Source organism: Pontibacter pudoricolor (genome assembly GCF_010092985.1).
Taxonomy (GTDB): Bacteria; Bacteroidota; Bacteroidia; order Cytophagales; family Hymenobacteraceae; genus Pontibacter; species Pontibacter pudoricolor.
Window position 1 is genome coordinate 4249358 of record NZ_CP048106.1, and the last position, 11956, is coordinate 4261313.

Here is an 11956-nt window from a genome sequence, read left to right on the forward strand (position 1 = left end):
AATTATTGACTACGAACAATTTGCTGTAGTTTGCCTGGCTCTGCAAAGCATGCACGGAAGAAGCTTAAGCAAGCCCGTAGTGCCTGCGTTACCGGAATGTTACGGATACAATAACTTACATGTAGCTACCCTGAATTCCCTGCCTGCACAGGCAAGGAATATTGCTTGTAAGGTGTATCTTTTAGGGCTATTGGGGGAGAGCCTGATTTGTTGGTTGCAGGTTTTATAAATGGTGGGAATAGTAAAAGGAAACTATAGTTAAACTATAGGCCCGCAGGTAATTTGCCTGCGGGCCTATAGTTTTTTGTTTGGTTATAGTTTAATTAAAGATGTATCGTAGCCCTAACTGGCCCTGCCATCTCGAATCAAACTGCGATATATTATAGATCCGGGTATTTGTGTTAAATGTGAAGGTTGGAACACCAGCAGCGTTAAGGCCTGCAAACCGGATTAGTTCGTTCGCATTATTATTAACAAAATACTGGCGGCCCCAGTCTTTGTTTATCAGGTTCCCAACATTAAAAATATCAAAGGTGATCTGGAAAGTGTGCTTATTTTCGCCGGAGGTAAAGTAGAAGTCCTGGAGCAGGCGCAGGTCAAACTGATGGGTCCATGGCATACGACCTCCGTAACGTTCCGCATACTGGCCTCTTCTGTCACTTAAGTAGTCATCGCTTCTGATCAGTGCATCCAATGCTTCCCATTGTTCCTGCGGGGTTGCTGAGCCTGGAATAACTGCACCGGCACGATCTGTAAAGGGCACAAGTATTATATCACTCTGATCTCTGGGAACATATATCAAGTCGTTTGCAATGTTGCCATCGCCGTTCAGGTCGCGGGAGTATACAAATGTAATTGGCAAACCAGACTGGCCCTGGTAAAATAAGGAGATGCCGGTTGCCAGGTTTTCTCCGAACCGGAAAGTATAGCCACCGGTACCTACAATTCTATGCCTTACATCATACCTGGAGTATTCCAGTTCCGGATCGTTCGGGTTATTCACGATCTGGTTAAATTCATAGTTAGAAAGGGCCGTAGAGCTGGTGCCGCTGTTCACATCTTTTGATTTACCATAAGTATAGGCAATAGAAGTGTTAAGGCCATTGGTGAAATCTTTACGAAGCTGGCCTGTTAAACTATAGCGATAGCCTTTGTCGGTGTTATCTAAAAGTATAACGTTAGTGTAATCTCCGTTACGGCGGCGGCTGTTATCAGCGTCTGAGAAAATATTCCGGTTATCGGGGCCGGCTAATTTGCCTATCGGGTCTACCAGGTTCAGGTCGCGGTACACCACATCGTTCAGTGTTTTGGAATAAATACCCTCTATAGTAGCAATAATTTCTAACGGTAATGTATAGTCGAAGGCCAGGTTGCTGCGCCAAACGCGGGGTAGTTTAAAGTTGTCGTTAATTACGTTTACTTCTACAGTCTGTACCGGAGGTCCTGCATCTGTCTGTTTATTTGGGTCGGGTATAAATTCATCCGGGTTGCTCACATCTATAGTTCCTAGTATGGTACCTGTGTTCACAAACTGGTTCGACATCCAGACAAATGGCACACGACCCGTAAATATACCTGTACCACCCCTTACCTGTAAGGTTCTGTCTTCGGTTGGAGTAAAGTTAAACCCAAAGCGTGGTGCCCAGAGCACCTGTCCGCTTGATGTACGGTCTGTTCTAAGGCCTGGATAAAGGGTTCCGAAGTCGCTTTCGAGTTTGGTGTTACGCTCCGGCTTGTCCGGGAAAACCGGGATGTCTACGCGCAGGCCTAATGTTAATTTTAAACGCTCAGATGCTGTGTATTCGTCCTGCAGGTAAAAGCCGAGCTGGGCAGCGTTGAATTCGGCGGCTGGTCGTGGGTTATTTGATAAGGAATAGCCTGCCCGCACTCTGGATGGGTTATTGGCAATAAAGTCTTCGATGCTGTTAAAGTCCCAGCGGCCATTCAGGTTATTAATGAACAGGTTCCTGAATTTGAAGAACTCGTTGTGTGTGCCAACAGTAAAATTGTGTTTGCCAACCAGGTACGAAAAGTTGTCGGTAAATTCGAAGATATCCTGATCGAGCTCGTTGGCAGTGGAGGAGCGTTCAGAGCCGAACACCAGTGTGCCTACCGGATCGAAAATGGTAACCTGCGGGAAGAGCTGACCAAAAGTTTCGCGATTTTCCCTTATCCTGGAATACCCTATGATCAGGTTATTAGAAAAACTGTTTGATATACGGCTGTTAAGTTCAGCTACCGTAGAGTTTGTTTTGCTGTTAAACTGGTAGGCGTTGTTTCCAAAACGAGCCTCGGCACGGCTTCTCGAAAATGAAACCTGAAACGCGTCGATGTAATTGTGGCGTAGTGTCAGGGAGTGGTTATTGGTAATATTCCAGTCGAGGCGGGCAAATAGCTTGTCGCTTTCCGTATCTCTGTCGAAACCTCCGAACGAACCCACATCATAATTGTAAGTTTCTCTTACGAAGGTAGCCAGATCCTGTGCTGCGCTAAGGGGTATCTGCGATTCTGCGGAGCCTGGTGCAAAACGAACGGGTTCGGTTATGCGGGTGGCATCATAGTTGGTAAAAAAGAATAACTTATCCGGAATGATAGGCCCGCCTATCCGAACGCCATACTGATAATTCTTGAACTCATCTGCTTTAACCCGTGGGCCTTCCACAGCCTTACCGATTATATCCTGGTTACGGCCAAAACCATATACAGAACCAGAGAATTTATTGGTGCCCGAACGGGTAACGGCATTTATACCACCCCCCGTAAAGTTGCCTTGCTTTACATCGTAAGGGGCTATAACTACCTGTATCTCCTGTATGGCATCTAATGAAATTGGCTGCGTGCCGGCCGAGCCACCGGGCGTACCACTACCTGATAGACCAAACACATCATTGTTTACAGCGCCATCTATGGTTATGTTGTTATAGCGGTTGCTGGAACCACCGATAGAGTTGCCGGATGCCTGGGGAGTAAGCCGGGTAAAATCCTGGATACTGCGGCTCAGCGTTGGTAACCGTTCTATCTGCTCCCGCGATACGTTGGTAGCTGCGCCTGTGCGGTCCTGGTTAAAAACATCATTCTGCTCACCAACAATCTCTATTTCGCCCAGCTCGCGGCTGCTCTCTGTTAATGTAAAGTCAACTCTCGTAGACTGCCCCAACGCAAGTGTTACGTTCTCCGAGCGTTGTTCCTGGTAGCCTACATAAGATGTGCGTACAGTATAAGGGCCACCCACACGCATGTTCTGGATATTAAAATACCCATCCGCGTTAGTAGTGGCAACATATTGAGTGTTTGTCGGATTGTGAACCGCAATGATGGTGGCCCCAGGTAGTGGCGTGCCGCTCTGGTCTTTTACTGTCCCGTTCAGGGCGGCCGTTGTGGCGCCCTGCCCCCAGGCTAACTGTGATTGGAGCAAAAAGAACGTGCACAGAAGTATGAAAGTGTAGAAATGTTTCATAGCACTGATAAGTAGTTAGTGGACAATTAGTTGTAACTACCTATAAGTACGTATGAAGCTGCAAGTTTATATCAAACTATAGTATTTATTTTGGATAAAACGTAAGTATATTTGTATGGTTATAATGCCATTTTTTAATAGAGTTTCTTAAATGGCTGGCCTTACCGCCTTGATGAAAATTTTCTGGTAATGCGCTGAAAACAGGTTGTTCTCGATTACACCAAGTGAAGTGGAAGCATGAATAAAGCGAATGTTGTTATCATCGATCACTTCAGTTACCAGGCCCACATGCGTAATCTGATTGCTGTTCCTGTTGGCTCCAAAAAACACAAGGTCTCCTTCCTGCAGGTCTTTAACTCTTACCTCTTTCCCAAACCGGCTTTGCTCGTCTGATGTCCGGGGTAGTTTTACATCTATACTTTCAAAAGAAGTGCACAAAAGGCCGGAGCAGTCCATGCCTACGCGGGTAGTGCCTCCCCAGCGGTACGGAACGCCCGTGTAGGAGCGGGCTGTTTCGATAACGGTTTCAATATCTTTATCCAGGTTTCGTTTTACTTTAGTGCGGCTGGTGCGGTCTTTGGATGCCAGCGGGCGGTCATTGCCGCCATTTCGGCGGGCCAGTTTGCGGGCTTTGCGTTCCTGGCGTTTTTCTGCAGCTATCTCCCGTGCCGACTTGTAGGTTTCGCCACGCTTACTGAACACCGGCCCCGACGACTGGCACGAAGCCATCAGGACAATTAAAAAGATAAATAAGAGGGAAGTTGTAAAAGCTGTTCTCAAAACGTTACTTTAGCAAGGTAAGTAAATAAAAATAATAGGGTCTGCTAATATAGCTATAACCCGGCCTTTTTTACAAATGAAATTTAACACAGTAACCCCGGAAGCCGTCTCCGTTTTCACAACTATAGTTGGCGAAGCAAATGTGATTTTACCTGCATCCGCTGACGACATGCTCCGGTATACCCACGACGAAACCGAAGACCTGCGCTACATCCCTGAAGTTGTTCTTAAACCTGCGAACGCTGCCGAGATCAGCCTTATTATGCAGTATTGTAACAAAAACATGCTGCCGGTAACGCCACGCGGAGCTGGTACCGGGCTAAGTGGCGGTGCATTGGCTGTGCATCAGGGGGTTATAGTTTCTACAGAGCGGCTTAATAAGATTGTAACTATAGATGAGCGTAACCTGCAGGCTATAGTTGAGCCGGGCGTAATTACACAGGTTTTCCAGGAGGCTGTAATTGCCAAAGGGTTATACTACCCGCCAGACCCATCGAGTAGGGGCAGCTGCTTTTTAGGCGGTAACCTGAGCGAGAGCAGTGGTGGCCCGCGCGCTGTAAAATATGGCGTTACAAAAGATTATGTGCTGAATGTGGAAGTGGTGTTGCCAACCGGCGAAATAACCTGGACAGGCGCTAATGTCTTAAAGAATGCCACCGGCTATAACCTGACCCAACTCATGGTCGGGAGCGAAGGCACGCTGGGCATCATTACTAAGATAGTATTTAAGCTGATCCCTTACCCGCCGCAGAATATAGTTATGCTGGTGCCTTTCCGCAACGAAGAGCAGGCTTGCGAAGCCGTATCGAAGTTGTTCATGGCTGGTATAGTTCCGTCGGCGCTGGAGTTTATGGAACGTGATGCTATTGAGTGGTCTGGCCGCTATTTAGGAATTGAAGTGAATTTGCCGGAAGATATACAGGCGCACCTGCTCATAGAACTGGATGGTAACGATATGGACCAACTGTTTAAAGAAGCAGAACAGGTGTATAGTGTGCTGGAACAGTTTGATATTGACGAAATACTGGTAGCTGACACTGAAAAGCAGAAAGAGGACCTATGGCGACTACGCCGGAATGTAGCGCATGCCGTTAAAGCCAATTCGGTTTACAAAGAAGAAGATACCGTTGTTCCACGTGCGGAACTGCCTAAACTGCTGCATGGAGTAAAAGAGATCGGTGCCAGGTACAACTTCAGATCTGTTTGCTACGGCCACGCCGGCGACGGTAACCTACATGTGAATATCATAAAAGGGGACATGACGGACGAGGACTGGCAGCATAAATTACCAGAAGGCATTAAGGAGATTTTTAGGTTGTGTGTGGAACTGGGAGGAACAATTTCGGGGGAACATGGTATCGGATTGGTGCAGCGACCTTACATTAATATTGCGCTGAATGAAGTGCAGCTACGCCTGATGCAGGGTATAAAGCAGCTCTTCGACCCGAATGGTATACTTAACCCTGGGAAGATATTTGCCTGAAAGCTATAGTTTAAAGTTAATAATTCTGGCATGAGTCTCCCGGCTCGTGACGTAGGATGGTGTTGAGCCCCCTGACTTACCTGGCCCGGCAGGGACAGGCATTGCAGTAGCAGTTGCTAAAGAGTTTTATAGTTGGCGTTTAACCCACCCCTACCCCTCCCAAGAGGGGATTTTCGGCTATAATTATAGCTTAGCTATAGTTCTATAGTTACCGTTACGGCTTTTCCATCTGTCATTTCGACGAAAGGAGAAATCTGAATTAACTATAGTTACAGCCTAAGACCGGACAGGTGGCAACCTGTCCCTGCAAAACCAGCTTATAGAGACGCAACAGTTTGCGTCTTGTTTTCAGTGGTAATTACTCTAACTATAGGACACATAAGATTCCTCGACTTTGCTCGGAATGACAGAAAGGAAACTATAGTTATCAGATACAAGCAGGAGCAGAAACCTGGTCCGTATGTTTTGGGGAGCATTGTCAGGTCTGGATCCTGCAAATCAATCCAATCTCCATTAATCTGTAGTTCAGATTTTTCTCTGCGTTTGAAATAATCAAAACAAAACTATAGTTTAAGCTACGGAACTCCTTACATTTTCTTCTTCTCCTTCACTACCTCATACTCCAACTCCCGCAGGTTATACAACGACTCCATTTGGTTGCGTGGCTTTTCATTTACAAGGTCCTGCTGTGCTTTCTGAGGATTTGTTTCGTTTTTTGGTTTTGCAGTAGTACCCATATGATATAGTTTTTCCTGCTGAGGCTGTTTGTTTTCGTCTGTGGATTCGGGTGCCCGAAAGATTGCTTCCTTAAGAGGTTTGTTCGGTTTCATAGTAGGTAAGTTTGGCTTTAAGTTTATGGTTGCAAGGCCAGTTCGCGCTTTTTCTGCTCTTCTTTTATAAAATTACTGACATACCCGGCTAGCTCATCGGCATTTTCTTCCTGTAAAAAGTGCCCGCTATCTTCAAAATGAATCACGTAACATTCATGGAAAAAGCGCTTCCACTTTTGTAAGGCTTCAATTTTTACAAGTTTGTCCCGTTCGCCCCAAAGTATAAGGGTTGGTATGTCTTGTATGTTTTTACGTTTTTGCCACAGCTCCTCATACCATTTGCTTACGCCTACCAGTTCGCGGGCGCAGGCAAGAGATCGCACCTGTTGTTCAGGAGAGCCAAGTGCTTTAATGTACTGATCCTGAATAGACTCCGGTAAATGCTGGGCACCTCCGAAAAGCTCATTAACCAAAGCACCTGTAGAGAGATTAAGCTTAGAATGAAGGAATTTGCCTAACGGACCAACCAGGTATTTACTGGCTTTGGTAAACGTATTGTGCTTCGACAGCGACCAGGTCCAGGTATTGAGCATTACAATACTGCGGATATTCTGAGGGTTATCAAGCGCGTAAGCCAACCCCACGGGTGCTCCGAAGTCATGCACTACCAGGGTAATATCCTTTAGCTGCAAATGCTCCATCAGCTTTGCAAAGTTATCGGCATGCGCCCTGGGTTTATAACTGAAGTTTTCCGGCTTATCTGATAACCCGAAGCCCAGCATATCCATGGCTACGCAGCGGTATTTTGGGCTCAAAAGCTTAATCAGGTTGCGGTAAATAAAAGACCATGCCGGCGTACCATGCACCATTACAATTACGGGGCCTTCGCCTTCGTCAATGTAATGCATTCTGCCACAGTCTAATTGCAAGTATTTAGATTCGAAAGGATATTCCTTAGTATCTAACCAGTCTGGTTTCATAGTAAAATAGGGTGTTCTTACTAAGACTATACTTTGTTTCAGGAGGCAGGTTGTTAAAATTGAGTAAAACGAGCTTACTTATTAGAACAGTTCAGGAGAATTAAGCCATTGACTGAATGAGAAAACCCTAACTTTACTGCTAGTATGTGTGGAATAACAGGAGTTTTCGCATTTTCTGAAACTGGCTCAGAAACTATAGCGCAGTTGCAGAAAGCCAGCGAGGCGATCCGGCATCGTGGCCCGGACGCTTCCGGTACTTTCGTGCACCGTAATGTGGCGCTGGCACATTGCCGGCTTGCCATAATTGCCCCCCATCATTCTGGTCAGCCTTTTACAGATGCTACCCGGAGGTATACTATAGTTTATAACGGGGAGGTTTTTAACTACAAGGCGCTGCATGCCAAACTAGCTGCAAAAGGCGTTCAGGTTGCTACCGACTCAGATACGGAAGTAGTGCTGCAGCTATACATACTATATGGGCCCGAGTGTTTAAAAAAGCTCCGTGGTTTCTTTGCTTTTGCCATTTACGATGCCGCAGAACAGAGCCTGTTTGTTGCCCGCGACCGTTTCGGCGAAAAGCCCTTGCTATACTATAAGGATGGCGATAAATTCTTGTTTGGTTCCGAACTAAAGGCTTTACTGGAACTGGGCATCCCCCGCGAGCTTGACTATACATCGCTTTTCCAGTATCTGCAGCTAACATACATACCAGCACCGGCAACTATACTGAAAGGGGTGAAAAAACTGCTTCCGGGCCACTACCTTATAGTTAAGCATAACAAAGTGCACGACAGTAACTGGTATAAGCTGCCGTTTGATGGCGAAAAAGCCGCTGCAAACTCTCTGAACTATAACCAGCAGCAATCAAAATTAAAGACATTATTGCAGCAGGCAGTTACCGAAAGGCTTGTGTCTGATGTTCCGGTAGGGGCTCTGCTGAGTGGCGGAATTGATTCTTCTATCGTTGTAGGGCTGGCTTCGCAGCAGGTGCCCGAACTTCAAACATTTTCGGTAGGGTTTCCGGAGCAGCCTTTTTTTGATGAAACAGGTTATGCCCGCTTAGTTGCTGATAAGTTCAGAACCAATCATTCTGAACTGCTTTTAACAAACAAGGAACTGTACAGTAACATCTTTGGCATGCTGGATGGACTGAGCGAGCCTTTTGCAGATTCGTCGGCGCTGGCAGTTTATAGTTTAAGCAAGTATGCCGGCAAACAGGTAAAAGTAGCCTTGTCAGGGGATGGGGCTGACGAATTATTTGCGGGCTATAACAAGCACCGTGCGGAGTTCCAGGTACTCTCTAAAGGCCCTGCTGCAGGATTTATTACAAAACTTGAATATTTGTGGGAAAATCTGCCTAAATCCAGAAACTCTTTTGTTGCGAATAAAGTAAGACAGTTACATCGCTTTGCATCAGGAGCAAAACTACCGGCCTCGGACCGGTACTGGCTGTGGGCAACATGGCAAAAAGAGGAGCAGGCATTAGCCTTATTAAAACCAGAAAACAGGGCAAAAGCAGCTAACCGCTTATACCAGGCCAGAAAAAACAGGTTATTGGAGTGTTTAAACAGGAAACATTACGACCTGAACAGCGTATTGTGTGCCGATTGGCAACTGGTGCTGGCAAACGACATGCTCCCTAAAACAGACCTGATGGGATTGGCAAACGGCCTTGAAATCAGAAGCCCTTTTTTAGATCACAGAATTGTTAAGTTCGCATTTTCGCTGCCGGTAACATCAAAAATAGACAGCTCGTACCAAAAAAAGATTCTGCAAGATTCTTTCCGGCACATGTTGCCAGCTGAACTATATAAAAGACCGAAAAAGGGATTTGAGATACCGCTGCTGTCGTTTTTGCAAACAGAAGGTGCAGATCTGGTTAGCGAGTACTTATCGGATGAACTGATTGAGGCACAACAGATATTTGATGTAGCGCAAATAAGAAAGCTCCGGCAGGCGTTTAAAGGATATACTGCCACCACATTACAAACCCAGGTATGGACGCTGTTGGTTTTTCAGTACTGGTGGAAGAACACGTTTTTAACGGCCAGTTAATTCAGGACAAATAGAATCATCCTTATATTTAAGGATACTTTAATATATAATAGTATAAATTTGCAATTAAGATAATTCAAAGCATATGAGAATAGCTGTAGTTGGCACCGGATATGTTGGCCTGGTAACGGGCACATGTTTTTCGGAAGTAGGTATAGATGTTACCTGTATCGACATCGATACAAACAAGATTGAGAATTTAAAGAAGGGCATTCTGCCGATATACGAGCCAGGACTGGAAGAAATGGTAGCGCGCAATACCCAGAAAGAGCGCTTATCGTTCTCTACCGACCTTGCCACCAGCATACAAGGCTGCGATGCTGCCTTTATAGCGGTTGGTACACCTCCGGGTGAAGACGGTTCTGCTGACCTGAAATATGTATTGGCTGTAGCCCGAGCCATTGGGCAAAATATGAACGACTACCTGGTTGTGGTAACCAAGAGCACGGTGCCGGTTGGTACTGCTAACAAGGTACGTAAAGCTATCGAGGAAGAATTAACTGCCCGTGGCGTGGATATCCCGTTTGACGTGGCCTCTAACCCGGAGTTCCTGAAAGAAGGTGCTGCCATTGAAGACTTTTTGAAACCAGACAGAATTGTTGTTGGTGTATGTTCTGAGAAAGCAGAGACGGTGATGACCAAACTATACAAGCCATTCCTGATGAACGGCCACCCGCTTATCTTTATGGATATCCCATCGGCAGAGATGACCAAGTATGCGGCTAACGCCATGCTGGCTACCAAAATCAGCTTCATGAACGACATTGCCAATCTGTGCGAGATTATGGGCGCCGATGTGAACATGGTGCGTAAAGGTATTGGTTCGGATGCCCGTATCGGTAACAAGTTTATTTACCCGGGTATTGGCTACGGCGGCTCATGTTTCCCGAAAGACGTAAAAGCGCTTATCCGTACGGCTAATGAAAATGGCTACGAGATGCGAGTGCTGAAGTCGGTGGAAGAAGTGAACGAGAACCAGAAGTCGGTACTTTTCAACAAAATCAGCACGCACTTTAATGGTAACCTGGCCGGCAAAACATTTGCTGTATGGGGCTTGTCGTTCAAACCAAAAACCGACGACATGCGTGAGGCACCATCCCTGGTGATCATCAAGAAACTATTAGAGCAGGGCGCACAGGTAAAAGCCTACGACCCGGTTGCTATGGAAGAAGCAAAGCATTCGCTGGGTGACACCATCCAGTATGGCAAAGACGAGTATGAAACCCTGATCGATGCGGATGCACTGCTATTGGTAACCGAGTGGCCGGAATTCCGTTCGCCAAACTTTACTGTAGCCAGCAAACTGATGAAGGATAAAGTAGTATTTGACGGACGTAATATTTACGATGCCAAAGACCTCAACGAAAAAGGCTTCACGTACTATGGCATTGGTGTAAAACAGCCTGTGGAGCAATTAAAAGCAACTGTGTAACCATGACTAAAAAACGCGTACTTATTACAGGCGGAGCCGGTTTTCTGGGCTCGCACCTTTGCGATAGATTTATAAAAGAAGGCTATCATGTGATCGCCATGGACAACCTGATAACGGGTAACCTGGAGAACATTGAGCACCTTTTTAAACTGAAGGATTTCGAGTTCTACCACCACGATGTATCTAAGTTTGTGCACGTGCCCGGTAAGCTGGACTATATTCTGCATTTTGCATCGCCGGCCAGCCCGATCGATTACCTGAAAATTCCGATCCAGACGCTGAAAGTTGGCTCGCTGGGTACACATAACCTGCTGGGTTTAGCGAAAGCGAAAGGTGCCCGTATGCTTATTGCCTCTACTTCAGAAGTTTACGGTGATCCGCTGGTGCACCCACAGAACGAAGATTACTGGGGTAATGTGAACCCGGTAGGTCCGCGTGGCTGCTACGACGAAGCAAAGCGCTTCCAGGAAGCAATGACAATGGCCTACCACATGCACCATGGTTTAGAGACGCGTATAGTTCGTATCTTTAACACGTATGGTCCGCGTATGCGCCTCGATGATGGCCGTGTATTGCCTGCATTCTTAAGCCAGGCGCTGCGTGGCGAACCACTTAGCATTTTCGGTGATGGTTCTCAAACCCGTTCGTTCTGCTATGTAGATGATCTGGTGGAGGGCATTTACCGCCTGCTGCTTAGCGATTATGCCTTGCCGGTAAACGTTGGTAACCCATCAGAGATAACTATAAAAGAGTTTGCAGAGGAGATCTGTAACCTGACCGGAGTAGAACTGAAAGTAGAATATCAGCCATTGCCGCAGGACGATCCGCAGAAACGCCAGCCGGATATTACCCGTGCCAAGGAAATATTAGGCTGGGAGCCAAAGGTTGATCGTGCAGAGGGTTTAAAAAGAACGCTGGAATACTTTAAAGACAAAATTCAGGTTCCTGCCGAAACGGTTTAAAACTCCTGAGTTGTAAAAATTAAAAAGGGGCGTCAAA

The 11956-nt window shown here is 46.3% G+C and carries 8 protein-coding genes; 4 read left to right on the top strand and 4 right to left on the bottom strand.

Annotated elements, in window-relative coordinates:
• Window positions 1-319: 319 nt before the first annotated feature.
• Both GSQ66_RS18340 and GSQ66_RS18345 read right to left on the bottom strand, forming a co-directional pair.
• The gene (locus GSQ66_RS18340; RefSeq protein WP_162428791.1) at window positions 320-3457 is read right to left on the bottom strand and encodes a TonB-dependent receptor; all 3138 of its coding nucleotides are present in this window, start codon (window positions 3455-3457) and stop codon (window positions 320-322) included.
• A gap of 147 nt (window positions 3458-3604) precedes the next feature.
• A complete protein-coding gene (locus GSQ66_RS18345) occupies window positions 3605-4186 on the bottom strand; it encodes a C40 family peptidase (RefSeq protein WP_162428792.1) in 582 nt (193 codons plus the stop codon).
• Window positions 4187-4313: 127 nt separating this feature from the next.
• On the opposite strand from GSQ66_RS18345, the gene GSQ66_RS18350 reads away from it, so the two are divergent.
• Window positions 4314-5720: an FAD-binding oxidoreductase gene (locus tag GSQ66_RS18350; protein ID WP_162428793.1), complete on the top strand. Its 1407-nt coding sequence runs from the start codon at window positions 4314-4316 to the stop codon at window positions 5718-5720.
• A 587-nt stretch (window positions 5721-6307) separates the two neighbouring features.
• Here GSQ66_RS18350 and GSQ66_RS18355 read toward each other — a convergent pair.
• Together GSQ66_RS18355 and GSQ66_RS18360 are read right to left on the bottom strand one after the other, a co-directional pair.
• Window positions 6308-6550, bottom strand: coding sequence for a hypothetical protein (locus GSQ66_RS18355; RefSeq protein ID WP_162428794.1), 243 nt, complete (start codon window positions 6548-6550; stop codon window positions 6308-6310).
• Between the two features lie 23 nt (window positions 6551-6573).
• Complete coding sequence (locus GSQ66_RS18360) at window positions 6574-7470, bottom strand: alpha/beta fold hydrolase (protein WP_162428795.1); 897 nt, start codon at window positions 7468-7470, stop codon at window positions 6574-6576.
• A 144-nt stretch (window positions 7471-7614) separates the two neighbouring features.
• Here GSQ66_RS18360 and asnB point away from each other — a divergent pair, with 144 nt between their 5' ends.
• The 3 genes from asnB to GSQ66_RS18375 all read left to right on the top strand — a co-directional run bounded on the left by asnB (window position 7615) and on the right by GSQ66_RS18375 (window position 11919).
• Window positions 7615-9525: an asparagine synthase (glutamine-hydrolyzing) gene (gene asnB, locus GSQ66_RS18365; RefSeq protein WP_162428796.1), complete on the top strand. Its 1911-nt coding sequence runs from the start codon at window positions 7615-7617 to the stop codon at window positions 9523-9525.
• Between the two features lie 85 nt (window positions 9526-9610).
• On the top strand, window positions 9611-10957 hold the full coding sequence (locus GSQ66_RS18370; RefSeq protein WP_162428797.1) for a UDP-glucose dehydrogenase family protein: 1347 nt from the start codon (window positions 9611-9613) through the stop codon (window positions 10955-10957).
• A 2-nt stretch (window positions 10958-10959) separates the two neighbouring features.
• Window positions 10960-11919 carry a UDP-glucuronic acid decarboxylase family protein gene (locus GSQ66_RS18375; protein ID WP_162428798.1) on the top strand — a complete coding sequence of 320 codons (960 nt, stop codon included), beginning with the start codon at window positions 10960-10962 and terminating at the stop codon, window positions 11917-11919.
• The last annotated feature ends 37 nt before the right edge of the window (window positions 11920-11956 follow it).